This is a genomic window from Mucilaginibacter sp. SJ, assembly GCF_028993635.1.
Taxonomy (GTDB): Bacteria; Bacteroidota; Bacteroidia; order Sphingobacteriales; family Sphingobacteriaceae; genus Mucilaginibacter.
This window is the reverse complement of the sequence record NZ_CP118631.1, coordinates 3,188,112-3,213,431: the sequence shown is the minus strand read 5'-3', so window position 1 is coordinate 3,213,431 and position 25,320 is coordinate 3,188,112. Positions and strand designations below refer to the sequence as shown.

20 protein-coding genes are annotated in these 25,320 nt (G+C 44.4%); 13 read left to right on the top strand and 7 right to left on the bottom strand.

Annotation, left to right across the window (positions count from 1 at the left end; genetic code table 11):
* Positions 1-4: 4 nt before the first annotated feature.
* On the bottom strand, positions 5-3,178 hold the full coding sequence (locus tag MusilaSJ_RS12810; RefSeq protein WP_274990300.1) for a SusC/RagA family TonB-linked outer membrane protein: 3,174 nt from the start codon (positions 3,176-3,178) through the stop codon (positions 5-7).
* A 520-nt stretch (positions 3,179-3,698) separates the two neighbouring features.
* Positions 3,699-4,886: a class I SAM-dependent rRNA methyltransferase gene (locus MusilaSJ_RS12805; protein WP_274990299.1), complete on the bottom strand. Its 1,188-nt coding sequence runs from the start codon at positions 4,884-4,886 to the stop codon at positions 3,699-3,701.
* 165 nt (positions 4,887-5,051) lie between these two features.
* On the opposite strand from MusilaSJ_RS12805, the gene MusilaSJ_RS12800 reads away from it, so the two are divergent.
* A complete protein-coding gene (locus tag MusilaSJ_RS12800) occupies positions 5,052-5,906 on the top strand; it encodes a DUF2911 domain-containing protein (RefSeq protein ID WP_274990298.1) in 855 nt (284 codons plus the stop codon).
* A 194-nt stretch (positions 5,907-6,100) separates the two neighbouring features.
* On the opposite strand, the gene MusilaSJ_RS12795 is transcribed toward MusilaSJ_RS12800, so the two are convergent.
* The 5 genes from MusilaSJ_RS12795 to MusilaSJ_RS12775 form a co-directional block, all read right to left on the bottom strand.
* Entirely contained in the window at positions 6,101-7,813 is a 1,713-nt protein-coding gene (locus MusilaSJ_RS12795; protein WP_274990297.1) for a sodium:solute symporter family protein, read from the bottom strand.
* Positions 7,814-7,921: 108 nt separating this feature from the next.
* The gene (locus tag MusilaSJ_RS12790) at positions 7,922-8,113 is read right to left on the bottom strand and encodes a hypothetical protein (protein ID WP_274990296.1); all 192 of its coding nucleotides are present in this window, start codon (positions 8,111-8,113) and stop codon (positions 7,922-7,924) included.
* Between the two features lie 211 nt (positions 8,114-8,324).
* The gene (locus MusilaSJ_RS12785; protein WP_274990295.1) at positions 8,325-9,566 is read right to left on the bottom strand and encodes an RNA polymerase sigma factor; all 1,242 of its coding nucleotides are present in this window, start codon (positions 9,564-9,566) and stop codon (positions 8,325-8,327) included.
* A gap of 46 nt (positions 9,567-9,612) precedes the next feature.
* On the bottom strand, positions 9,613-9,957 hold the full coding sequence (locus MusilaSJ_RS12780; protein WP_274990294.1) for a YciI family protein: 345 nt from the start codon (positions 9,955-9,957) through the stop codon (positions 9,613-9,615).
* A 34-nt stretch (positions 9,958-9,991) separates the two neighbouring features.
* Entirely contained in the window at positions 9,992-10,444 is a 453-nt protein-coding gene (locus MusilaSJ_RS12775; protein WP_090531050.1) for a carboxymuconolactone decarboxylase family protein, read from the bottom strand.
* A gap of 214 nt (positions 10,445-10,658) precedes the next feature.
* On the opposite strand from MusilaSJ_RS12775, the gene MusilaSJ_RS12770 reads away from it, so the two are divergent.
* The 12 genes from MusilaSJ_RS12770 to MusilaSJ_RS12715 all read left to right on the top strand — a co-directional run bounded on the left by MusilaSJ_RS12770 (position 10,659) and on the right by MusilaSJ_RS12715 (position 25,312).
* Positions 10,659-11,117, top strand: coding sequence for a DUF1569 domain-containing protein (locus tag MusilaSJ_RS12770; protein ID WP_274990293.1), 459 nt, complete (start codon positions 10,659-10,661; stop codon positions 11,115-11,117).
* Positions 11,118-11,185: 68 nt separating this feature from the next.
* Positions 11,186-12,274 (top strand): acyltransferase family protein, encoded by a 1,089-nt coding sequence (locus tag MusilaSJ_RS12765; RefSeq protein WP_274990292.1) that lies wholly within the window; start codon positions 11,186-11,188, stop codon positions 12,272-12,274.
* A gap of 182 nt (positions 12,275-12,456) precedes the next feature.
* Positions 12,457-13,053, top strand: coding sequence for a DUF6436 domain-containing protein (locus MusilaSJ_RS12760; protein WP_274990291.1), 597 nt, complete (start codon positions 12,457-12,459; stop codon positions 13,051-13,053).
* Positions 13,054-13,078: 25 nt separating this feature from the next.
* Positions 13,079-15,334, top strand: coding sequence for a response regulator (locus tag MusilaSJ_RS12755; RefSeq protein ID WP_274990290.1), 2,256 nt, complete (start codon positions 13,079-13,081; stop codon positions 15,332-15,334).
* 348 nt (positions 15,335-15,682) lie between these two features.
* Entirely contained in the window at positions 15,683-15,919 is a 237-nt protein-coding gene (locus MusilaSJ_RS12750; protein WP_090531034.1) for a hypothetical protein, read from the top strand.
* A gap of 153 nt (positions 15,920-16,072) precedes the next feature.
* Entirely contained in the window at positions 16,073-17,467 is a 1,395-nt protein-coding gene (locus tag MusilaSJ_RS12745) for a TolC family protein (protein ID WP_274990289.1), read from the top strand.
* A gap of 7 nt (positions 17,468-17,474) precedes the next feature.
* Positions 17,475-20,726 (top strand): efflux RND transporter permease subunit, encoded by a 3,252-nt coding sequence (locus MusilaSJ_RS12740; protein WP_274990288.1) that lies wholly within the window; start codon positions 17,475-17,477, stop codon positions 20,724-20,726.
* Between the two features lie 4 nt (positions 20,727-20,730).
* Positions 20,731-21,819, top strand: coding sequence for an efflux RND transporter periplasmic adaptor subunit (locus tag MusilaSJ_RS12735; protein WP_176625570.1), 1,089 nt, complete (start codon positions 20,731-20,733; stop codon positions 21,817-21,819).
* 215 nt (positions 21,820-22,034) lie between these two features.
* Positions 22,035-22,370 (top strand): tRNA-binding protein, encoded by a 336-nt coding sequence (locus MusilaSJ_RS12730; RefSeq protein ID WP_274990450.1) that lies wholly within the window; start codon positions 22,035-22,037, stop codon positions 22,368-22,370.
* The gene (locus MusilaSJ_RS12725; RefSeq protein WP_176844544.1) at positions 22,371-22,841 is read left to right on the top strand and encodes a nucleoside deaminase; all 471 of its coding nucleotides are present in this window, start codon (positions 22,371-22,373) and stop codon (positions 22,839-22,841) included.
* A gap of 180 nt (positions 22,842-23,021) precedes the next feature.
* Complete coding sequence (locus MusilaSJ_RS12720; RefSeq protein WP_090531021.1) at positions 23,022-23,633, top strand: superoxide dismutase; 612 nt, start codon at positions 23,022-23,024, stop codon at positions 23,631-23,633.
* 227 nt (positions 23,634-23,860) lie between these two features.
* A complete protein-coding gene (locus MusilaSJ_RS12715) occupies positions 23,861-25,312 on the top strand; it encodes an amino acid permease (protein WP_274990287.1) in 1,452 nt (483 codons plus the stop codon).
* Positions 25,313-25,320: the final 8 nt, after the last annotated feature.

The window sequence follows — 25,320 nt, the reverse complement described above, 5'->3', positions numbered from 1 at the left end:
TGGATTATAGTTTAACATTTACACCGATTGAATAAATTTTATCTAAGGGGTATAAATAGCCATAATTGGCCGATGGGTGTTCAGGGTCAAGGTATTTCAGGCCTGTAATGGTTAAAATGTTATACCCGTTTACAAAGATCCTTGCGCCTTTAATACCCACCTTTTTAGCTGCTCCGGCAGGAATGCTGTAGCCAATCTCAGCAGATTTCAACCTTACATATGCTGCACTGTGGATATTTGACAGTGAATTGGTGTTGGCTGTTGTACCGGTAAGGGCAAAAGTACCCGGAGTCCAAACGGTGTTCGGATCATAAGGATCGGCTTTAGGATCGGTTGGGTGATACCTGTCCATGAACATAGACAACGCGCTGCCGCCACCCCATAACGGGATATTCAACTGTTCGATATATGATACGTTGATACCTGCAGCACCCTGCCATACGGTATTGATATCAAAACCTTTGTATGAACCACCCAATGTTAACCCAAATGTGGTTGAAGGCGTGCTGTAGTTATTGTTACTTACGTTTTGTGCTATTGGGTGCACGTCCTGATCGTTGATCACGCCGTCGCCGTTCCAATCCTGCAAAATGTAATCACCAACTACCGCGTTACGTGATACAAACTGCGGGCTGTTCAGGATCTGCTGATAATTCTGGAACTGGCCATTGGCACCGTAACCCCAGAATATGTTGTTGTAACGGTTGTCGTTATTGTTATGCCAGTTAAGCTGCGAGTTGCCATAAGCCGAATGCACCTTGCTGATCCATTGGGTACGGGTATAGCCGAATGTACCTTTAATGAAGTAGTTAAAGCTGCCAATATGGTAACGATGGTTTATCTCGATATCGAAACCCTGGGCACGGTCGCTGTTAAGATTTTCCTGCGGTAAACCTGCACCTACCACTCCCGGGAGATTATCGGCCCGGGTATCAAGCAATCCGCTCCTGTCGCGTCTGAAGGCATCGACAGTTAAGCCTAACAAACCGTTCCAGGCCTGCAAGTCGATACCGGCGTTATAGGTTTTAGCAACATACCAGAAAATGTAAGGGTTGGCTATACCACGGCTTTGTGCGCCATTAACAAAAGTGCCGTCAAATACCGAACCAGGGGGCAACCTATTATTGTCGCCGGTAGCAGGATAGTTATAACCGGTAAGGTATTGGTAAGCGTTAAGGCCGGCATCGTCACCCAGTTTGGCATATGATAAACGGATCTTCAGGTCATCAATAAACGAAAGCGCTTTGGCATTTTTCCAGAAACCTTCCTGTGAAATTCTCCAACCGGCAGATGCACCCGGGAAAAAGCCCCAACGTTTAAGCGGTGAGTTTTTAGAGTTTGCATCGTCCCGGAAGCTAAACTCAACGAGGTATTTCGATTTATAGTCATAGTTTACACGACCAACAAATGATTTGGTTACAAAATCATAAGGCCAGCCACCATCAACCGTAGCCGTTTGATTTAAAGCATTACCTGCCGACAACTGATCAACAGGCAGTGAAAGCTGACGCTGCGCGTTAAAGTTATCCCCTTTTTGCTCGCTTTCTTCATAAAGCGCCAGTGCTGTAACGTTATGCCCGCCTTTAAACTGTTTGGCATAGTTTAATGAAAGCTGCATTAAGCTGCTTGGCTTTTCATAAAACTGACGGGTAAGTGAACCAGGCGTTTGATTAGCTATGGCCTGATAGGTATTACTGTTGGCATCATAGTTATACTGGTTGTATGAACGCTGATAGATCTTGTTGCTTGAAAAATAGTAATCATAGTTATATAAGCCCTTTGCACTTAAACCAGGTACAAACGGTACATTGTAGGTTGCGGCTACCGAAGATTGTAACCATTTATTGGCGATGAGTTTGTACCCATTCACGTCAGCATCCGCCATAGCAACAGGGTTTGAACCATCAACCTGGCCATTGTTCAGGTATGCCGGATTATTATTGGCATAGATGCTTTGCGTAGGTACCTGCCTCCAGAACGAGCGGATGATCCACCAGGCATCCTGGTAAGGCTGATTTTTTTGTTCAAGCGTACCGCTCAGATTTACATCAATGGTGAGGTTTTTATTGATTTTGGTAGTAAGATTTGAGCGCAGGTTATATTTCTTGTAGTTCAGGTCGCCACTTTTGAAAAAGCCGTCCTGATCGGTAATACCCATACTCACAAAATAACTGGTATTTTCGCTGCCGCCTGTTGCATTCAGGTTATGTTGTTGCTGAGGAGCACTATTAGCAAAAACAGGGCTATACCAATCCGTACTTGTCTTTGAGCCGTTTTTGTAAGCAGCAAAGTCGGCATCGGTATATTTTACTTGCCCGCCGTTAACGTTATGCAGCAGTTGCTCGTTAACCAGGGTCATGAAATCAACAGCGCCAACAGGTTTTGGCATGTATGATGGGATCTGCCATCCATAAGTACCAGAGTAGTTAAGGTCAACGGTACCTTTTTTGCCTTTCTTGGTAGTTACGATAACAACACCGTTTGCAGCACGTACACCGTAAATAGCAGCCGATGCATCCTTCAATACCGAAACACTTTCGATATCATTGGGATCAAGGCGGCTGATGTTATCGCGGGGGATTCCATCAATAACTACCAATGGGTTACCAAAACCACGGATATCAAATGCATTGCTGAATGATCCCGGCTCAGACGTGTTCTGAGTAATACGAACACCAGCCACTTTACCGGCAAGCATATTCAGCACGTTCTCGTTTTTAGTAGTCACAATCTCGCTGTTGGTAACCGATGCAACCGATCCGGTCACCGTTGCTTTACGCTGGGTACCGTAACCTACCACTACCACCTCGTTCATGTTGGTGGCGTTTGGCTGAAGCTTAATGGTGATCGATTTCTGGCTGCCTACGTTTACTTCCTGTGCAACGTACCCCAGAAAAGTAAATACCAGCGTTTGGCTTGGTTCGGCGTTGATGTTAAACTGGCCGTTAACATTAGTAGTTGTACCATTGGGCGTACCTTTAAGCTTAACGCTAACGCCAGGCAGGGGCTGCCCATGCTCGTCATTTACTACACCGGTTATTTTGCTGCCCTGAGCAAAAGCCGAAGTACACATGGCTAAAAATAAAAGGGCGGTTATGCAGCATTGAAGCATCCCTTTAATTTTAGCACGATAACGGATGCGATGGCATCCATCATAATTGGTAAAATTTTCGTACATAAATAATTGGTTAATGGGTTTATAACTCTTGCCAAAAGGGAAGCAAAAAACATTAAACAGGGATGGTTAAACCCGCTTAATACATATCATGTTTTCCATTTGGCACAGCAATGATATAGCGGGTGGTATTAAAACGGGGGTTAAAAAAGGGGTTAATTGGGCTAAAATTTTATTAACCGCTCAAAAATTAACCGCTTTTTTAAGCGAATGGAAGGTGTAATTTAAAAACTGCCGCAGGTTTAGCGGCAGCGTAACCTGTGGTGCACATAATGACCGGTTTATGAAATGAACAAAAAACATGCCATTGCGAGCGATAGCGCGGCAATCGCACGAAAGCAAGGCCGCCCTGTATAGCATGCGATTGCCACGTCGCACCCTCGCTCATTCCCGTTCCGCGCCTCGCAATGACATGGTTTATTATTCGCACTTAAAAGCCCGCGACAGCGTTAAATGCCGAAGGCCTGTTTTGCGCAGCAAAACAGGCCTTCGGCTAACGTTCCCCCTTTAGGGGGTTAGGGGGCTAAAACACCCTGCAAAGCAAACCTTTCAGATACTCGCCTTCGGGGAAGGAAGCTCGTACCGGATGGTCTTCGGGTTGATGGAACTGGTAGATAAACTGAACCTGTTTACCCGCATCAAGCGCGGCCCAGGCAATTACCTGTTTAAAGGTTTCCATATCCATAGCACCCGAGCAGGAATAGGTTGCCAGCAAGCCGCCCTCATTAAGCAGCAGCATACCCAAACGGTTCAAATCTTTATAAGCACGTGATGCACGGGTGAGCGCCGAGCGTGATGGCGCATATTTAGGCGGATCGAGTACGATTACATCAAACTTCTCGCCCTCATCTCTGAATTTGCGTAACTGCACATTCACGTCGGATTTAATGGCTCTATGTTTGGTTGCATCCAGTTTATTTAGCCTGATATTTTCGGCCAAAGTTTCAATAGCCAGCGCTGAGCTATCCACGCTGGTTACTGATGTCGCGCCTTCTTTAAGACTGTTTAATGTAAAACCACCGGTATAACAAAAGCAGTCCAGTACCTTTTTATCTTTAGTATGTACAGCCAACACATGGCGATTATCGCGCTGATCGCAATAAAAGCCGGATTTTTGGCCTTCGGTGATATTGATACCGTAAATAACGTTGTTTTCTAATACCTCAACCAGCTCAGGCGGCGGACTGCCAGCAAGTACTTTATTCTCGGCTTCGGCCAACCCTTCGTGGGCACGGGAAGCATTATCACTTTTATCTGAAATACTTTCGGGATTGAGCAGTTTTTTTAGTTCATCAATAATAACGGGCATTACATTCTGGATGCCCGATGTAAGTACCTGCACTGCCAAATGACCGGCATATTTATCAACAATAAGGCCTGGCAAATAATCCGATTCACTAAAAATTAAACGACAGGTATTGGTACCGTTAGCCAATATGTTATCACGGCTTTTAACTGCGGTTGCTACTTTTTCGCGAAACCATGCTTCGTTTATTTGTACATCCTTGTTCCACTCCAGTAAGCGCAAAGTAACCCTCGACTGATCGTTATAAAAGCCATAGGCCATAAATTCGCCTTGCGTATTCGCCAGGCGCACTACATCGCCATTGGCGGGTTTGCCTTTTACTTTTTCAATCGCCCCCGAAAATACCCAGGGATGCCTTTGCAGTACGGCTTTTTCTTTACCCTTCTTTAATATAACGTCAATCATGGGTGCAAAGGTAATAAAGCGCTGCCAATTTTAGCTTTACAGCAACGATGCCTTCATTTATTACGTATTTGTATTAAGGCTTCTAAACCTTGAAAATATTTTTAGGTCATACACAATAATATCCGCATTAAAACATTTGGTATCTTAGATTCGAAAACTATAATCATGAAAAAAACCTACGTACTCCTGTTCAGTATGCTGATAGCATGCTGTTGTTTTAGCTCAAAATCATACGCTCAGATACCCCGCATACCTGAGGCCAGCTCAACTCAAACCATCATCCAGGATTTCGGATTAGGGAAAATAACCATCACTTATTCCCGTCCAAATGTTAAAGACCGCAAAATATTCGGGGGCATTATCCCTTACGGCGAAGTTTGGCGCACCGGCGCCAACGCGGCAACAACTATCACTTTTACCGAAAAAGTTGTTATTGAAGGTAACCCTGTGCCTGCGGGTACTTATTCCCTGTTCAGTATCCCCAATAAAGGCGAGTGGACCATCATCCTTAATAAAGTGGTAAAACAATGGGGCGCTTACAGCTATAAGCAAGACCAGGATTTTCTGCGTTTTAACATCAAGCCTATCCGCGTGAGTGAAAAACGCGAAACTTTTACTATGGCTTTTGTCAATTCAACTACCAAATCAACCGACCTGGTTTTGGTTTGGGACAAAACCGCGGCCTATATCCACATGGAAACCGACGACGATGCCAAAATCACGGCCAATATTGACGAGTTGATGAAAGGCGACCGCAAGCCATATTACTTCAACGCCATACAGTACTACTACGAAAACCATAAAGATGTTGATAAAGCCCTTGGCTGGGTTTACGAAGCCGAAAAAATTGAGCCTAAAGGTCCGTGGTATAAGCTATGGGAATCGCGTTTGTTATTACGTAAAGGGGATAAAGCCGGTGCAATTGCCGCTGCCGAAGCCGGTATCGCTTTAGCCAAAGCTGATAAAGATGAAGAATATGCACGCTTAAACCAGGAAGCACTGGATCAGGCTAAGCGGTAAAAGCCTCACCCAACCCTCTCCAAAGGAGAGGGCTCTAAAATACAAAAGGCCCGTTTCCGTATGAGAAACGGGCCTTTTTATTTGCATTTAAACTAAAAAATGCCCCAGAGGGGCTTAAGGTCTGTAGCATTTATATAAAGAATAACAAATTGCCCAGAGGGGCAAAACAAACAATTTGCAGATAAATGATTCGGCTAATTTGAGATTTCCTGAGTAGATGCTGATTTAGGAGGCACCATTACGCTGATAACCCATGCGATTACGATGAGCAAAAGAGCACCGATAGCATTGAGCCACAAATAAGCGATTGCATCAAAATAGCCCAGGATACAAATAATTGCTTCCGTTATAACTGCCGCTATAAATACCGCAGTTCCTTTTATTTTTTTGAGATAGAAGGCCACTATGAACACTCCAAGGATGGTTCCGTAAATATAAGAGCCCAATTGATTCACGGCTTCTAACAGATTACCTATGCGGCTGGCGTAAAGGGCCATCCCAATGCAAACCAGGCCCCAGAACACCGTTGCCAGGCGCGATGCATTTAAATAATTCTGATCTGTGGCGTTGGGATTAACAATGCGTTTGTAAATATCAACCACACTGGTTGATGCTAATGAATTTAAAGCACTCGCGGTTGAGCCCATAGAGGCCAGAAAAATAATGGCCATCAGTAATCCTATCAAACCTTTGGGCAGATACTGGGTAACAAAGCTAAGGAATACGTAGTTGGTATCGTTATCATCGGCCTTGGGGTTATTTTTTTTCATCAGTTCAATGGCGTTTTGCCTGATGAGGCGGGCCTTACTGTCGGCCACCTTTAATTGATCTTTGGCATAACTGATCCGGTCTTCATTTTTGCTGTCGATGGCTTTTATCAACTCGTTAGCCTTGATCTTTTTTTGCTCAAAAGCCTGGCCATATTGCTGATTGAGATGGTCGTATTCCGCAGCGTAAACGCTTTTTCGAATTTGTTTAACCTCATACTGGTTAAAAAACATTGGCGGGCGGTTAAACTGGTAAAACGCAAAAACCAGTACCCCTATCAGCAGGATCAGGAATTGCATCGGGATCTTGATCAGGCCATTCATGATTAGCCCGAGGCGGCTTTGCCCTACCGAGCTGCCGGTTAAATAACGGCCAACCTGGCTTTGATCTGTACCAAAATAGGAAAGCTGTAAAAAGAAGCCCCCGATCAATCCGCTCCAAACGGTATAACGGTTATTGGGGTCGAATTTCCAGTCTATCACGTTCATACGGCCCATTTTACCGGCCATTTTGAGCGAGCTCATGAAGCTTACATTGCCGGGCAACAGGTAAACAACCAGTACTCCTGCCAAAAACATCCCCGTAAAAATAATGCTCATTTGCAATAGCTGGGTATATGACACAGCCTTACTACCGCCATAAACAGTATAAACAATTACCAGCCCGCCTATAAACAGTGTAGTGTAAACCGTATTAATATTTAATATGGTTGAGAGGATGATAGACGGGGCATAAATGGTAATGCCGGTTGAAAGGCCACGCTGTACCAGAAAGAGGAACGATGTAAGCGCACGGGTTTTCAGATCAAAACGCTGTTCCAAAAATTCGTAAGCAGTATAAACCTTAAGGCGATGGAAAATGGGGACAAAGGTGATACAAAGTACGATCATGGCCAGGGGCAGCCCGAAGTAGAACTGCACAAAACGCATCCCGTCTGAATAAGCCTGGCCCGGTGCCGAAAGAAAGGTAATAGCACTTGCCTGGGTAGCCATTACCGATAAGCCCACATGGTACCAGGGCAATGAGCGGCTGCCCATCAAAAACTGGTCGATATTTTTATTATTGCCGCTTTTCCATATGCCATAAAGCACTATAGAAAATATGGTAAGGCCTAAAACAATCCAGTCGGTTAAACTCATTCAAAGAATTTGGTAATGAGCCAGAATACTAAAACTAAAAAAACCAGCCATGCGGCAACAATGCCGTAAAACTGGTTCCAATTTTTTATAAATGAAGGGAGGTCAGGATCAGGCCTCTTCATTACGGCCACGAACTAACACGGCGATATATGCAGCAGCAGTTAACAAACCTAAAACACCACCTACAAAAATCCAGGTAAAGCCTTTTTCAATAATACCGCCTACAAATAAGCCAGAGATTAATCCTGCCAAATAGTATATGTAATCAAAGTTTTCTTTTTCTTCTTTATGTTGTCCCATGATGTTATGTATATGATTGCAGCAAAAATAGGTGATTAATTGAATTTTACCAAAGTTTGTTTTGTAAAAGGATTGTGCGGTTTTAAAAGCTCATAAATGACACCAATTATTCAGTCGGTGTCCGGTTGGTTTTAAATGCACTATCGTTGTAAATATGCCAGCAGCTTTGCGGTATGCATGAACCAATACCCTTTCAACTATTGTAAAGAGGCTATTCCTGCAAATTTTTTAACCGCTCAACATTTCCCGCCATAGTTGCCTTATCATTTGCAGAAGTAGCCAGGTTCATAGCTGTTTCGTAATGCCCTAAGGCTTTTTGATTATCTATGCCGGTATACAGGTTGCCCAGCAGCGAATAATAAAAGTGGTTATTGCTCAGGTTCAGTTTTTCGGCTTCGGCTATAGCTGCCGGTTTTCCATTGGCTTTGGCAAGGGCGAAAGTACGGTTCAGCGCGGCGATGGGCGAATACTCCAGCATGAGGAGGCTATTGTATAGCTGTAATATATTTTCCCATTTTTCGGCAGCATCTTCCTTAAAGGTATGCCAATAAGCAATGCCGGCTTCGAGGTGATATTTAGTTATTGAAGTTCCGGTTGAAGCCTGGTTCAGGTAATGGATACCTTTGTTGATCAGGTCCCTGTCCCAAAGTGATTCATCCTGATCATCATAAAGGATCATTTCATCATGATCATTGGTGCGGGCCTCAAACCGCGACGCGTGGAAACACATCAGCGCAAAAAGTGCATTTACGGCAGGAGTGTTGGTGGCCGGATTTTCAATAAGCAGGTAATTAAGCCGCATAGCTTCAGTACAAAGATCACGGCGGAGGGTGACGTTTTGGGAGATTGAGTAATATCCCTCAGAAAACAGCAGGTAAATGGTTGTTAAAACAGTTTCCAGCCGGTTGCCGATCTCGCTCGGGCTTGGCTGCTGAATCTGGATCTCCGCCTCTTTCAGTTTTTCCTTTGCGCGGTTTATCCGCTTGTATATCACCTCCTTGTTTGCTAAAAAAGCATCGGTAATTTCCTGTACGCCAAAACCGCAAAGCAGGTTAAGGGCAAGCGCTACCTGCGACTCGGCCGAAATAACCGGGTTGCAAACCGTAAAGATCATGGCCAACTGGCTATCAGCTATGTTTTTGGCAGACAGGTCGATCTCTATTTCGCCTGTGCTGTCGGTAGTATATTTTATTTCGGGCAAAAGCTTTTGCTTAAAAATCGTATCCCGTTTCAGGTAATTTTTGGTTTTATTTTTTGCAACGGTATAAAGCCATGCCGTCGGATTATCAGGTAAACCTTTCAGGCTCCAATTTTCAGTGGCTGAAAGGAAGGTGTCGCTCACAATATCTTCGGCAATTTCAATATGTTCAATACCAAAAAGGCGGCAAAGCACTGCTGCAATTTTCCGGTACTCGGTGCGGAACAGGTGAGGTAAAAGTTCTTGGGCTTGCATAGGTTAAAATAAAAATGCCTTTGCAAAAGTACAAAGGCATTTTATTTTATACGGCAGGCACAGCCATTCGTACTTCAACGGTGGCCCCCCATTGCAATATCGGGCAGCCTTTGGCAATTTCAACGGCCTCATCGTAATCTTCGGCCCTGATTATAAACAACCCTCCTATCGATTCCTTAATTTCGGCATAAGGACCATTGATCACGGTATTTTGCTTAATTGTCCGGCCATCGCCATCCCAGCGTTTGGGAGCACCAACCAGTTTGTTTTGGGCCGCGATGCCGCCTATCCAATCCTGGAAAGGTTTTATAGCTGCCTGCATTTGTCCGGGCGAGGGACTGGCATCTTTACTTTTCAGATCCCTGTGGATTACTAACAAAAATTCATTCATAAGGCTATGTTTTAATGGCGTTAATATAAGCTGTTTATGCAAACTGGCCAACCTGGTATGTGCCGGGCGTATTTGGGAACGATAGGTTGATGCGGTTCCAGGTGTTAATGGTGGTAACGGACAGCGTAAGGTCTATCAGTTCTTCATCACTGAACTGCGCCTTGGCTATGTTGTACACTTCGTCGGTTACATGGCAGGCGGTAACGGCTTCGGCCCAGGCGAAGGCGGCCCTTTCACGATCGGTATAATAAGGTGATTCTTCCCAGGCGCTCAGGCCATATAAACGTTGTTCGGTTTCACCTTTGGCACGTGCATCCTTATAGTGCATGTCAAGACAATAAGCGCATTTATTGATCTGCGATACCCTGAAATTTACCAACTCACGAAGGGATAACTCAAGGGGCGACTTTTTAAGATAAGTATTGATACCGAATAATGGTTTTAAGGCATTTTGGCCTTTTTCCCACATGCTGATTCTCTGTTCCATTTTGTTTTAAATTTATGTTGTTAAAACCCAATGACAACCGTGCCTGGCAGATTGGACAAAATGAAAAAAATATTTTTTATTTTTTTTAAGATCGGAATTCAAATCGGGAATTTGTGTTGGGCGGCATCTAATGCACCGCCCGCTTCGCAGATTTTCCGGTTTAACTACATATACATGTAATACGTCTCTGTATAAAAATACCTATCTTTCCCTCATGGCCTTACCCAATATTTTCACTGCACAGGTAGCTGATGATGTAATCAGCCGGATCAACAAGCTCACGCCTCAAACCTCACCGGGGTGGGGTAAAATGAACGTAGCACAAATGTTGGCACACTGCTGTGTAACGTACGAAATGGTGTATGAAGATAAGCACCCCAAACCCGGCTTGTTCATGAAACTGATCCTGAAAATGCTGGTTAAAAACAAGGTGGTGAGCGAAATTCCATATAAACACAACAACCCTACAGCGCCTGCATTTCTTATTACCGGCGAAAGGGATTTCATTACCGAAAAAGCCCGGTTGATAGCCTATATTCAAAAAACACAGCAGCTGGGCGAAAAAGCTTTTGACGGCCGCGAGTCGCATTCGTTTGGCTCCTTAACCATTACCGAATGGAGCAATATGTTTTATAAACATATTGACCATCACCTCACCCAGTTTGGCTGTTAAGCGCATAGTTTGAACATACGGCTAAATTTTCCTTTCTTTACCGACATACTGGTAAATCGATATAGCGCATGGAAAAACTAAACCCCACCATCCTTAAAACCAAACAGCATTTTGAAATTCTTGACGGCCTGCGGGGTGTAGCTGCTATAGCAGTTGTTACTTTCCATTTTATGGAGATTGCTTATTCCGATTACAGTAAGGATTTTATAGGTCACGGTTTTTTGGCGGTGGATTTTTTCTTTTGCCTGTCAGGCTTCGTAATTGGCTATGCTTATGACGACAGGATTGGCAAAATGGGTATAAAGGAATTTTTCAAATCGAGGTTGATCAGGTTGCACCCGCTTGTTGTTTTTGGTTCGGTATTGGGTTTATTAGGGTTTATATTTGATCCATTTAATGCCCAGCCCATAACCCGTAGTGCGGGCAGTATATTCCTTTTATTTCTTAGCTCGATATTAATGATCCCTAACGCTACTATGACCGAGCGATATTTCAACTTATTTAGCTTCAATGCTCCGGCGTGGTCATTGTTTTGGGAATATGTGGCCAATATTGTTTATGCGCTTGTGCTTTACCGTTTTACACGGCGTTACCTGATAATACTTGTTATAATTTCGGCGATAGCGATTTGCTGCGTGGCCGGTCGTTCGGGTAATTTAATGGGCGGCTGGAGCGGCGACACTTTTTGGGATGGAGGTGTGCGCATAGCCTATTCTTTTACTGCGGGTTTGCTGGTTTACCGTTATAACCTGATTATCAAAAACAAGATCGGTTTTATTGGTCTTTCGGTTTTATTAATGCTGGCTTTCCTGATGCCATTTTCATCATGGAACTGGCTTACTGAGCCTTTTGTAGTTATTATTTATTTCCCATTGCTGGTAGCATTGGGGGCAGGTGCTGTTCTTCATAACGGCTTACGTAAAATATGTGTTTTTTCGGGCAGTATTTCTTATCCCTTGTATATGACGCATTACTTTGTGATGTGGATGTTTGGTAGCTACTATGCAACGAATAAACCCGATGCTGTTCACCTGGCATATATCATTATGCCCGGATTAATTGTACTGGTAACATTTGCTTACCTGGTTATGGTAGGTTACGATATCCCATTACGCCATTACCTAACCGAAAGAAGAAAAAAACAGGCTATTAAATAAACTGAATAGCCTATTCGTTAGCTTAATTAAAGATTAAGAAAGGGTTTAGTCCACGGTTAAATTTAAAACCTGTATGTTTAAAATACTGAAAAAGTGTTTTTTATACACATAAAACAGTATTTTTACTGGTGGTGTTGTGCTGATTCCCAGTTGTTCTGTTGAAGTATGCCAGCCTTTGGTACATGAAAAAAACGTTAGTTATTGGTTGGCTTGTGATACTTTTAATCGCTGTTGGCGCTTTATTTTGGTATAATGAGCTGCAATACCAGTTGCCTACTCCTGTACCGAAAAACTATAAAGCAGTAAAGCAGGGTACGGTAGTATCCATCAATCCCAGGCACTACCCGGATCGTAGTAAACCGCTGTTCCTGCACTTTTTCAACCCAGATTGTCCATGTTCAAGATTTAATATCAAACAGTTTAAGGCTATTGCCCGGCAATATAGCAGGCAGGTGAATTTTGCCATTGTGATCATGAGCAGCAAACACTTCACCGAAAGCGAAATCCAGGACAAGTTTGGGATGAAACTCCCGGTGATATTTGATCCATCGGTTGCTGAGGCCTGCGGGGTTTACTCAACACCCCAGGCTGCCCTTATTGATACAGGCAGCAAGCTGTACTACCGCGGCAATTATAACGTAAGCCGTTACTGTACCGATGAAAAAACAAGCTTCGCCAAAGTAGCTATTAAAGGTTTACTGAACGACAATACACGCCTAACATTTAATAAACTTGCATTAACCTCATACGGCTGTCGACTGCCCGACTGTCATAATTAATATTATCCCCTAAATATCAATCATAGTGACTGCAGACATAGCTCAAAACATTAATTTTCAAACCGAGATCAAAGACCGCTCAGACAGGTTGATGGATTATTTCCTGCCTGTACATTTTGTAGTTGGTTTAGCACTTGCTTTTTTTTATGATACCTGGCTTATAGCCTTTGGCGTTGGCGGCCTTTGCCTGCTGGCATACTATACCGCTAAAATAGCCCTGCCTAATTCTTCTTTATACCAATATGTGCTGGCAGCTGTATTAGGCATTTTTATGGCCCAGTATATTTACCAGATGCACGGCTTGTTTGAGATGCACTTTTTTGCTTTTATTTCAAGCGTGCTGCTTATTACCTACCAAAACTGGAGGCTACAATTGCCGTTGCTTTTAGTTGTTATTGTACACCATGCTGTTTTCAGCTACCTGCAGGATATTGGCTATGGCAACATATTTTTTACCCAACTCAATTACTTTGACCTGCAAACGTTTATCATACATGTATTGCTTACCGGGGTTATCATGTTCATTTGCGGGCTTTGGGCCTACCAGTTGCGCAAGTATAATGAACTTAGAATAGTACAAACCCTGCAAATGGCCGATCTGCAGCGGGAAGCCCAGTTATCGCTTGAGCGCAAACACAATGAGGAGGTTTTGGCAGCTGCAAACCAGGAACTAAACTATTCAAACCAGGAACTTCAAAAGGCACGCCTCGCGGCCGATCAGGCTAATCAGGAAAAAAGTATTTTCCTGGCTACCATGAGCCACGAAATCCGTACGCCTATGAATGGGGTTATCGGGATGTCGGCTTTATTGAATGAAACTGAACTTAATGATGAGCAGCGTATGTTTAACGAAACCATCATCAGTTGCGGCGAAACGCTCATCCATGTGATCAATAACATTCTTGATTTTTCAAAGATAGAGGCGGGCAGCCTTGATCTTGAACAGGATGATTTTAACCTGCGACAGTGTATTGAAGATGTGATGGATATGTTTGCCATTAAAGGCGGACAAATGGGGCTCGACCTGGTTTATGAAATTGCTGAAGATATATCGCCGGGTATCATCGGCGATCCGCTGCGGCTTAAACAGGTGCTTATAAACCTGGTAAGCAACGCCATAAAATTTACGGAGAAAGGTGAAGTGGGCATTAAGGTTAGCTGTGTTGACAAACAATCCGATGGCTTGCTGAAATTAAGATTTGATGTTTGGGATACCGGCATAGGCATTCCGCATGATAAGCTGCACCGTCTGTTCAAGGCATTTTCGCAGGTCGATTCATCTACTACACGCAAATACGGAGGTACCGGTTTAGGTTTGGCCATTTGCCAAAAGCTTGTAGCGCTAATGGGCGGCAGTATAGGCGTTGAAAGCGAGCCCGGTGCCGGTACCAGGTTTTTCTTTACCATAAACGCCTATCCCGGCGAGATTTCCCACCAGCAGCCTGCCAGTTTTGATCTTGAGGAACTGCGCGGCAAAAAGATACTTATAGTTGATGATAACCACACCAACCTGTCTATTTTAAACCGCCAGTTTGAAAACTGGAACCTTAAATCGGTACCGGCGGAGTCTGCCGCCGAGGCTTTAGTGATCCTGCAGAGAAACAAAGACATTGACCTGGTTATTACCGACATGAACATGCCCGTAATGGATGGGGTTATGCTGGCCCGCATCATCAGGGAGGGGTATAGCCACATTCCTATTATACTGCTAAGCTCGGTTGGTGAAGAATTTATAAAAGATCAGCGAATGCTGTTTACCTCCGTTATGAGCAAGCCGATAAAACAACAGGTGCTGGGCAAACAGGTTTTTATGGCGCTCAGGAATAAATCGGTCCAAAACGATGATAAACAAATTAAGAGCAAACTTTCGGTTGACTTTAGCGATAAATATCCCTTCAATATCCTTATTGCCGAAGATAACGAGGTTAACCAGCACGTTATTAAACACATTTTAAACAAAATGGGCTATAAGCCGGGTATGGCCCAAAACGGGCTCGAAGCAATAGAGGCCCTGTACAAAAACGATTACGAGCTTATTTTAATGGATATGCAGATGCCTGTTATGGATGGGCTTGAAGCAACCCGTGTAATCCGTAAAGACGATATTAAGCAGCCTGTTATCATTGCACTAACAGCCAACGCTATGGCCGGCGATGAACAGGATTGTTTGCAGGCCGGTATGAATGATTACCTGAGCAAGCCTGTAAAGCTTGATGAACTGATGAATAAGCTTTCGAAATGGCACACTACAGTTAATAAAACCGCAGTTCGTCAAGGTTGATGCAACCGCATTCCTGCAATAAGTTTGAGGCTTGGTCGCCATCAAGGGTAGGATAATTACCTGGCGGGGGCTGCCTCGACTTAATAGTAGTGGAGCTCTCTCATCCTGGTGTACAGAATATAAATGCAACAATACTTTTGCAAAACAATTAGGTTATTTTTTTCATTTTTGTACAGCATAAGCAATATGTTGAATAAGCGAAATACTGAATTTTTGAGATCGTTGCGGATATTATCGGTAATGGCCTTTTATTTGGTTATCGCGAGCAGTCATGTTTTTTTCCTTCCCCGCTTAACGCAACCGGGCCGTACACGTTCAACTGGATTCAATTCGGTTTTTAAACGAAAGATGGAGAACCTGCACAGCAGCTTCAGCGAATCAAGCTACGTTCAAAGACCAGACAAATCAACCCTTGAGGAGAAGAAATCTGTTACCGATTTGATCAGCGCTGTTGTAGGCAGTTTTATCCTGCTGTTTTTTGCATTGCAGCTATGGAAATTAAATCCGAAGCAATTAATCCGAAACTTCAGGATTATACCCGGGTATCGATACTCTTATCTTTCCCTTTGCACTTTTCGCATTTGATTTGAATGATTAAAGGCGCTCTGCCTTTAGATACATCATCGATCATTTTTTCAATTAATTATCCATCGTTTACCGGCATTTTTGCAGTACTTACTGATCTGTAGCGATCAGTGTGCGGGCATTTCCCGGTAAGCATATTCCGTACATCAAGATATGCGAATTTCAAAGAAGTTCTGCTGCCTGTTTTTAGGCCTGCTAATAACAGCCTGTACTTATGCGCAGCAACAAGGTAACACGCCGGTTAGCTTAAAAACGCTGCTCAACAGCGTAAACCGAAACGCACCCACATTGCTAACCGATTCGGCAGCTATTGCAGTAAGGCAAGCGCAGGCCGCTGAAACCAGGAGCAGCTGGCTCCCTAACCTGAAACTAAATTACCAGGCAGATTATGGCACTAACAACAATGTTGCCGGCCCGTATTTTGGCTTTGGTATCATTCCTTCCAACTCCAGGGGGGTACGGCCCGAAAGCAATACCACCACCGTTTCAGCCAACGTTGGGGTAGCCGCGCTCGACTGGGAGATCTACAATTTTGGTGCCTATGGTGCTCAAAATAAAGTAGCCAACTCTGATATTCAGGTACAGCAAAACCAGTTTGCTGATTCCAAATATCAGTTGCAGGCTTATGCCATTGGCAATTACCTGCTCCTAACGGAACTGGAAAACTTCCTCACCATCCAGGCGCGGAACATAAAACGCAATCAGGAGATCCGCCGGTCGGTACAGTCGCTCGCCAAAAGTGGGGTAAGGGCAGGCGTTGATACCAGCATTGCCGAGGCCGAACTGTCAAAAGCCCGTTTGAACTATATCGAACTGAACAACCAGGTGAAGCAGGTACAGTTACAGCTTTCGGCTGTCAGCGGCTTACCCTATCAGACAATAGTACCCGATACTGCTGCCGAAACAAATCTTATCAATACCGCAACCGGCCTCGACCCTTTGGTCATCGACACCACCGATCATCCATTGATCAATTATTATAAATCGGTATATCAAAACAGTTTGCAGCGGGAAACGCTCGTTAAAAAAAGCTACAATCCTAAAATATTATTGGAAGGCGCCGTTTGGGGCAGGGGATCAAGTGTTGATGCTAACGACCATTTTAACAGCCTCAGCAGCGGATGGGGGTTCGACAGGAATAATTACCTGGTAGGTATAGGCATTTCTTACAACCTGTTTGATCTGCGCCGCAGGCAACTGAAACTAAGAACGCAACGCGCCAATACAGATTATACACTCCGGAAGCTGGATGAGCAAAAACAAATGCTGGCCATCAATGCCAACCAGTCGGGCGTAGAGCTGCAAACCGCCCGCGAACGCCTGGTTGAGATCCCCAATCAGCTTAAAGCAGCTTCTGATGGGTACCGGCAAAAGCTGTCATTATACAAAAATGGGCTAACCGATATCATTGAGCTTAACGCCGCGCTCAATATCCTTTACCGCGCCGAAACTGACTATGTACAGGCTAAATATGCCTATTCAAATGCCCTGTTCCAGCAGGCCGTTACCGGCAACCAGGTAAATACTGTATTAAACCTTTTAAAATAATTTAGCTATGTCAATGGTCACATCCGCACTTAAACGGCCCATCACAACGGTGGTGGTTACCTTGAGCCTGCTCATCTTTGCAGTGCTTAGTGCTATAAAAATACCGATAGATATTTTCCCGAAATTAAACCTCCCCACCATTTATGTTATTGAATCATATGGCGGTATGTCACCGCAGCAAATGGAGGGTTTCTTTTCAACCCGTTTGCAAGACCAGTTTCTGTACGTGAACGGTATCAAAAGCGTTACCAGTAAAAACATCCAGGGTTTAACTATGGTTAAGCTGAGTTTTTACGAGAGTACAGACATGGCCGAAGCACAGGCCCAGGTGGCTTTGCAGGTAAGCCGCGTAATGAGCTTTTTCCCGCCGGGAGCGCTGCCGCCGCAGGTTGTAAGGTTTGATGCTTCATCGTTGCCCGTTGGGCAATTGGTACTATCCGCCCCCAATCGCAGCCTGAAGGATATTTATGATATGGCTGCTACTAAAGTGAGGCCTATGTTTGCTACTGTTCCCGGCTTATCGGCCCCGCCGCCGTTTGGTTCAAACGCCAGGTCCATTACCTTAAACGTTGATCCAAACAAATTAAGAAGTTACGGCTTGACGCCCGATGAGGTAGTAAGTGCGTTGGCTAAGTTCAATGTGATGTCGCCTTCGGGTAATTTAAGGTTAGGCAACACGATGTTTGTAACTACGGTTAACACGTTGATTAACCAAACAGATGAATTTGGCAATATCCCCGTAGTTACCAAAAACGGCGTACCCATTTTGGTAAAAGATGTTGCCCGTGTTGCCGATGCTACCGACGTTACGGTTGATTATGCGCTGATTAATGGTAAACGCTCTGTTTATTTACCGGTAGTAAAAACCGCCGATGCCAGTACCTGGAGCGTGGTACAGGCTTTGAAAAAGAAGATTCCGGAAATTCAGGGCCTTTTACCCGATGACGTTAAAATCTCGTATGAGTTTGATCAATCCATATTTGTGATAAACGCGGTAAAGAGCCTTATGACAGAAGGCGGTCTGGGCGCATTGCTCACCGGCCTGATGGTATTGTTGTTTTTGCGCGACTGGCGAAGTAGTTTGATCGTGGTGATCACTATCCCGGTATCTATTTTGTTAGGTGTGTTACTTTTAGGCTTATTCGGCCAAACCATCAATATCATGACATTGAGTGGGCTTGCCCTCGCCATAGGCATTTTGGTTGACCAGGCTACAGTAACCATCGAAAATATTCACCAGCACCTGGAGATGGGCAAAAGCAAAGCCCAGGCTATTTATGATGCCTGCCAGGAAATCTCGTTCCCCCTATTGCTCATCCTGCTGTGTATCCTTGCTGTATTCGCGCCATCGTTTATGATGAACGGTGTACCTAAGGCGATGTTTTTACCCCTGTCGCTATCTATTGGCTTAACGATGATCGTATCGTACATCATAGCGCAAACACTGGTGCCTATTTTATCAAACTGGCTTATCAAAGCCGAAACCTATCAGCATTATGAACATGGGAAATTGCATGCCCATGCCGGCGAAGCTTTAGACCGGCCCGAAGAAGGGCAGGTAAATCATCACCTGCAACAGGAGCAGAAACATCCCGAAAAGAATGATCTGTTTGAACGGATAAAAATCCGTTTTATGCATATCATTGAACGCTGGATGCCTAACAAAAAATTAATAGTGCCTGTTTATCTCGTGGTTGTTTTGGGGTTGGCCGGTGTTTGCTTTGTTACCATTGGAAAAGATATGATGCCGAAGCTCAACAACGGCCAGTTTCAGATCAGGATCAAAGAACCGGATGGCACAAGGCTTGAACGTACGGAAGACGGGCTGAAACAGGTTTTGCAAATCATTGACAGCACGGTGAACCATCATGTAGCTATTACATCAGCTTACGTAGGCATTGTGCCAAGCAGCTATGGCACCAGCAACCTTTATGTATTTAATACAGGTACACATGAAGCGGTATTACAGGTTAATCTCGATGAGGATTACCACATCAATATGGATGAGCTTAAAGATGTGCTCCGTAAAAACATAGCATCGCGCATGCCCGATCTCCGCATCACTTTTGAACCTATCGACATGACCGAAAAGATCATGAGCCAGGGTGCATCTACACCTATCGAAATAAGGGTGGCGGGTAAGGATATGATGCAGATAGAAGGTTACTCGAACAAAGTTTTGGCCGGACTTAAAAAGATCAGCTATCTGCGGGATGTACAGATCAGTCAGCCTTTAAAGTTTCCTGTGGTGGCAATAACGCTCGACAGGTTGAAAGCTGCTCAATTAGGCCTGGATATTAAAGATGTTGCCCGCTCGGTTACCGCAAGTACATCATCAAGCCGTTTTACCGAGAAAAACCTTTGGTTGGATAATAAATCGGCCTATACCTACCAGGTACAGGTGCAAATTCCAGAGTATGTGATGAATACAATGGATGAGTTGAAAGAGATTCCACTGGTGAAAGGCCAAAGTACACCTGTACTGGGTGATATCGCCAGCTTTAAAGTTAATTACGTTCCTGGTGAATATGACCGTACCGGTCCGCGCCGCTTCTTAACCGTGAGCGCCAATATTTACAAGAAGGATTTGGGCACTGCTACTGCCGCGGTGCAGCAGGTGATCAAATCTGTCGGAGCACCACCTAAAGGCCTGATTGCTGAAGTTAAGGGTATGTCGAGCTTATTGACAGAAACGCTCGACAGCTTGCAGAACGGTTTGATGTTTGCCATTTTGGTGATCTTTTTATTGCTGGCCGCCAATTACCAGTCGTTTAAATTATCCCTTACAGTACTATCTACCGTACCGGCAGTAATATTGGGATCGCTAACAGCATTACTGCTTACCGGTTCAACACTTAACCTGCAAAGTTACATGGGCATGATCATGTCGACAGGGGTATCGGTGGCAAACGCCATCCTGATCGTAACCAATGCTGAAACCCTGAGACTAGATTATAAAGACTCTGCAAGGGCAGCCATTACCAGTGCGTCCATCAGGTTAAGGCCAATCCTCATGACCAGTTTGGCCATGATGGCAGGTATGATCCCGATGGCATCCGGGATGGGGGAAGCCGGCGAGCAAACCGCGCCATTGGGCCGCGCAGTGATAGGCGGCTTATTTGCCTCAACATTAGCTGCCCTGTTTATACTACCGCAAGTATTTGCCTGGGTACAGCAAAAAACCACTTATGATTCACCGTCCTTAATGAAGGACGTAAATGTTAATGAACCTCAACAACTTGAAACCTCCAATAGCTAATATTATGAAACTAAAATATATTGTACTGCTAAGCAGTATCAGCCTGATGGCCGCATGTGCAGGCAATCAAAAGCCGGTGGACCTTACAGAAACCAAAAAAACCACCCAAAAAGCAAGCGGATATGAAACCGGCAAAGTGTCGGAAAAAGCACTGTCAAGCGAAGCCCGCCTTCCAGGCCAGTTAAAACCCTATAACGAGGTAAACCTGTTTCCGAAAGTAAACGGGTTTGTAAAAACCGTTTTTGTTGACCGTGGTACCTTGGTAAAAAAAGGACAATTACTGGTAACCTTAGAAGCGCCGGAAATGGAATCGCAATTGCAGGCTGCCGATTCCCGCTACATGCAGGCCAAAGAGAACGCAGTTGCCAGTAAGGAAAAGTATCAGCGTTTAAAAGAGGCTGCAAAAGAACCTGGATCAGTTTCTCCGCTTGAATTGGATAACGCTTTAGCAAAAATGAAAGCTGATGACGCAATGGCCCGTTCAGAAAGCTCGATCGTGGCATCTGTACGCACCATGCAGGATTACCTGAACATTCGTGCTCCTTTTGATGGCATGATCATTCAGCGTAACGTATCTCCGGGAGCTTTGGTAGCCCCGGGTAAAGGTACAGACCTGCCTATGCTTATTTTGCAGGATACCCGCAAGCTGCGTTTAGAGGTTTACATCCCCGAAGATTTCGTAGACAAAGTTGACTTAAAGCAGCAGGTAAAATTCACTTTTAATGCTATGCCGGGGCAGGAACAAACAGCCAAAATCAGTCGCTCGGCCAATGCTTTAGGGAGTATGCGTTCTGAAGCTATTGAAATAGACGTACAAAACCAAAATGGAATACTAAAACCGGGGATGTATGCCGAAGTAAAGATCCCGATGCTTTCGGGCGCCAAATCGTTGTTAGTGCCCAACAATGCCATCATCCGGTCAACCGAGAGGGAATATGTAATAGCTGTAAAAGACGGCAAGGCAGCATTAATTGATATAAAGGAAGGATTATCCAGACATGACTCAACCGAAGTGTTTGGAAACCTGAAGGCCAACGATATCATTCTTAAAAATGCCAGCGATGAGGTGAAGGACGGGACGAATATTAATTGACGAGTTAGAGGCAATGGCTAAGCGGTTTGGAACAACGCTTTTACATCCGGCCTCAAGGGCAGAGTTGTCGCGTTTCATTGTTATAACTCATTAGTTCATGATACATGACGCATTGATTTTGTTTACTAATGTCCATATCAAACCCTTTACTTAAAATTGAGGCAAGGGTAGCTTTTGAAGAAGAGGGAGAGACATATTTTTTTACCTTTGCCCCTATGGAAACCATCACCTGGCATGATTTTGAAAAAGTAGAACTACGTGTAGGCACTGTATTGGAGGCAATTGATTTCCCCGGGGCCCGTAAGCCGGCTTTTAAAGTGAAGGTTGATTTTGGCGCTTTCGGCATCCGGTGGTCGAGCGCGCAAATCACGAAGCATTATACCAAAGAAGAGCTGGTGGGTAGGCAAATTGTAGGTGTGGTCAACTTTCCTAAAAAGCAGATTGCCAATTTTATGTCGGAGTTCCTGGTTACTGGTTTCGCCGACGAGAACGGAGACATTGTATTAACCGCTGTTGAAAAGCCTGTGCCAAACGGCAGCAAACTTATTTAAATGAGATATATCAGTTTCGAGGATGAGGCCTCTATATCGCCCGATGAATATTTTATGGGCGAAGCGTTAAAAGAAGCCCGCTATGCATTGGAGGAGGATGAGATCCCGATTGGGGCAATTGTGGTTTACAATGGCCGCATTATAGGAAAAGGGCACAATCTTACCGAACGGCTTAACGATGTATCGGCCCATGCCGAAATGCAGGCCCTTACTGCGGCCGCTAATTTAATTGGAGGCAAATACCTGCAAGGCTGTACGCTGTACGTTACTATGGAACCCTGTGTAATGTGTGCCGGGGCTTCGTACTGGTTCCAGGTAAGTAAGATCGTTTTTGGGGCCTATGATAACAAACTCGGGTTCGGCCGCATCAACCAAAAAATAACCCATCCCAAAACAGTGATCACCGGCGGTATCCGCGAAGCTGAATGCAGCCAGCTGGTGAAGGATTTTTTTAAAAGTAAGCGGAAGTAGGGTTGATGGTTCATGGATCATAGTTCATAATAATAAAAATAGCTATATAAGCTATGATCCATGAACCATTAACTATGAACTAAAGAAAACATGACAATTATTTAGAACAAAAACTTCAATCAACGCTTATATTTGTTACGTCACAACAAACAGTAAACTTTAAAATAAACAACTAAAATTATGGCATTTACCCTACCGGCGTTATCCTACGCTACCGATGCTCTGGAACCGCACATTGATAAACTGACCATGGAAATTCACCATGGCAAACACCACCAGGCTTATGTTACCAACTTAAACAAAGCTTTGGAAGGTAAGCCTGAGGCTGAAAGCAATATCGACGATATCATTAAAAATATCTCTAAATTCCCTGCTGCTGTGCGTAACAATGGCGGTGGCCACTACAACCATACTTTGTTCTGGACCTTGTTATCACCAAACGGTGGCGGCGAGCCTACAGGCGCTTTAGCTGATGCTATCAAAAGCACTTTCGGTTCATTTGCCGATTTCAAAACTAAAGTATCTGAAGCAGGTGCAACCCGTTTTGGTTCTGGCTGGGCATGGTTAATTGTTACTGCTGATAAAAAATTAGCTATAACTTCAACTCCTAACCAGGACAACCCATTAATGGACATCGCTGAAGTTAAAGGTACCCCAATTTTAGGTATCGATGTTTGGGAGCATGCTTACTACCTGAAATATCAAAACCGTCGTCCGGATTACTTAGCAGCTATCTGGAATGTGATCAACTGGAACCACGTTGCCGAGCTTTACGCAAAAGCAACCGCTTAATATTATTTAAGCTCATAAACAAAAGCGGCAGGATCTGATGGTCCTGCCGCTTTTTTATTGGTAACAGACTCAAAAATTCATCTCTTGCGCTCGTTTGCAACGAGTGCTTAATATGGGTACACGGTAGGTTGTAAACGAGCGCAAGAAATTTATTTATTTACCTCCCAATTATACACCCACGTTTAATCCCTCTAATAATCTACTAACTTTGTGGACTTTTTTATATCATGATCAAAAAGCCCATAGAAACCCTGCTCCGCGAATCGAAGGAGGAGGGGGAACATTCATTAAAACGCTCGCTTGGGCCCGTTAACCTTATTTTAATTGGGATAGGCATCATTATAGGGGCTGGTTTATTTTCCTTAACCGGTATAGCGGCGGGACAGCATTCGGGGCCAGCGGTAACCATTTCTTTTTTAATTGCTGCTATTGGCTGTGCTTTCGCTGCCCTTTGCTATGCCGAGTTTTCGGCTATGATACCTGTTGCGGGGAGCGCTTACACCTATTCGTATGCTACCATGGGCGAGCTTTTTGCATGGATCATAGGCTGGGACCTTGCGCTTGAATATGCCGTGGGCGCAGCAACAGTGGCCATCAGCTGGTCGCAATACCTTACTAAGTTTTTGTCGTGGTTTGACCTGTATTTGCCTCCACAGCTTACGCTTTCGCCTTTTGAAACAGCTAAGGCTGCCAATGGCGATATCATTAACGGGATCATTAATTTGCCTGCTGCGCTCATTGTGATTTTGGTTACCAGTATCATTATCCGGGGTACAAAGGGTTCGGCATTGGTTAATGCCATTATTGTAACTTTGAAAGTGGGCGTGGTGCTGGTGTTTATCGCGGTTGGGTGGTCATTTATTAACCCGCAAAACTATCACCCCTATATTCCGCAAAATACGGGTGTTTGGGGCGATTATGGCTGGTCGGGCATATTGAGAGGCGCAGGGTTAGTGTTTTTCGTATTTATAGGTTTCGATGCGGTATCAACTGCGGCGCAGGAGGCCAAAAACCCACAGCGCAATATGCCTGTCGGGATCATCGGCTCGCTACTGATCTGTACGGTACTCTTTATTGTATTTGCACACGTAATGACCGGCATGGCCAATTATAAGGAATTTATAGGCTCGGGCGCACCGGTTGCCATCGCCATTGAAAAAACGCATTACCAGTGGTTGAGCAAAGCTATTGTGCTGGCTATTTTAATAGGTTATACCTCGGTGATTTTGGTGGACCTGTTAGGCCAATCGCGTGTGTTTTTCTCTATGTCGAAAGATGGTTTGCTGCCGAAGGTTTTTTCAGAAGTGCATCCCAAATTTCGCACACCCTGGAAATCGAATATTATGCTTTGCGCCTTTATAGCCCTCTTTGCCGCATTTGTTCCGATACGCGTGGTTGGTGAAATGACCAGCATTGGTACCCTGCTGGCATTTGTTATGGTTTGTGGCGGTGTACTTATTTTACGGAAGCAGCAACCTGATATTCACCGGCCGTTTAAAACACCCCTTGTGCCATTGGTGCCGGTGCTGGGTATCCTGACCTGTTTTGCCATGATGACGTTTCTACCCAGCGATACCTGGTTGCGTTTGGTCGTATGGCTTGCAATTGGTTTGGTTATCTACTATACTTACGGCAAAAAGAACAGCGTTATCCGCAAAATGCTTGCAGATAAACAATAACGCCATCA

What these genes read in the sequence shown, in the direction of transcription:
- MusilaSJ_RS12810 (WP_274990300.1), bottom strand. Translation starts at nt 3,178, where the DNA reads ATGTACGAAAATTTTACCAATTATGATGGATGCCATCGCATCCGTTAT.
- MusilaSJ_RS12805 (WP_274990299.1), bottom strand. Translation starts at nt 4,886, where the DNA reads ATGATTGACGTTATATTAAAGAAGGGTAAAGAAAAAGCCGTACTGCAA.
- MusilaSJ_RS12800 (WP_274990298.1), top strand. Translation starts at nt 5,052, where the DNA reads ATGAAAAAAACCTACGTACTCCTGTTCAGTATGCTGATAGCATGCTGT.
- MusilaSJ_RS12795 (WP_274990297.1), bottom strand. Translation starts at nt 7,813, where the DNA reads ATGAGTTTAACCGACTGGATTGTTTTAGGCCTTACCATATTTTCTATA.
- MusilaSJ_RS12790 (WP_274990296.1), bottom strand. Translation starts at nt 8,113, where the DNA reads ATGGGACAACATAAAGAAGAAAAAGAAAACTTTGATTACATATACTAT.
- MusilaSJ_RS12785 (WP_274990295.1), bottom strand. Translation starts at nt 9,566, where the DNA reads ATGCAAGCCCAAGAACTTTTACCTCACCTGTTCCGCACCGAGTACCGG.
- MusilaSJ_RS12780 (WP_274990294.1), bottom strand. Translation starts at nt 9,957, where the DNA reads ATGAATGAATTTTTGTTAGTAATCCACAGGGATCTGAAAAGTAAAGAT.
- MusilaSJ_RS12775 (WP_090531050.1), bottom strand. Translation starts at nt 10,444, where the DNA reads ATGGAACAGAGAATCAGCATGTGGGAAAAAGGCCAAAATGCCTTAAAA.
- MusilaSJ_RS12770 (WP_274990293.1), top strand. Translation starts at nt 10,659, where the DNA reads ATGGCCTTACCCAATATTTTCACTGCACAGGTAGCTGATGATGTAATC.
- MusilaSJ_RS12765 (WP_274990292.1), top strand. Translation starts at nt 11,186, where the DNA reads ATGGAAAAACTAAACCCCACCATCCTTAAAACCAAACAGCATTTTGAA.
- MusilaSJ_RS12760 (WP_274990291.1), top strand. Translation starts at nt 12,457, where the DNA reads ATGAAAAAAACGTTAGTTATTGGTTGGCTTGTGATACTTTTAATCGCT.
- MusilaSJ_RS12750 (WP_090531034.1), top strand. Translation starts at nt 15,683, where the DNA reads ATGGAGAACCTGCACAGCAGCTTCAGCGAATCAAGCTACGTTCAAAGA.
- MusilaSJ_RS12745 (WP_274990289.1), top strand. Translation starts at nt 16,073, where the DNA reads ATGCGAATTTCAAAGAAGTTCTGCTGCCTGTTTTTAGGCCTGCTAATA.
- MusilaSJ_RS12740 (WP_274990288.1), top strand. Translation starts at nt 17,475, where the DNA reads ATGTCAATGGTCACATCCGCACTTAAACGGCCCATCACAACGGTGGTG.
- MusilaSJ_RS12735 (WP_176625570.1), top strand. Translation starts at nt 20,731, where the DNA reads ATGAAACTAAAATATATTGTACTGCTAAGCAGTATCAGCCTGATGGCC.
- MusilaSJ_RS12730 (WP_274990450.1), top strand. Translation starts at nt 22,035, where the DNA reads ATGGAAACCATCACCTGGCATGATTTTGAAAAAGTAGAACTACGTGTA.
- MusilaSJ_RS12725 (WP_176844544.1), top strand. Translation starts at nt 22,371, where the DNA reads ATGAGATATATCAGTTTCGAGGATGAGGCCTCTATATCGCCCGATGAA.
- MusilaSJ_RS12720 (WP_090531021.1), top strand. Translation starts at nt 23,022, where the DNA reads ATGGCATTTACCCTACCGGCGTTATCCTACGCTACCGATGCTCTGGAA.
- MusilaSJ_RS12715 (WP_274990287.1), top strand. Translation starts at nt 23,861, where the DNA reads ATGATCAAAAAGCCCATAGAAACCCTGCTCCGCGAATCGAAGGAGGAG.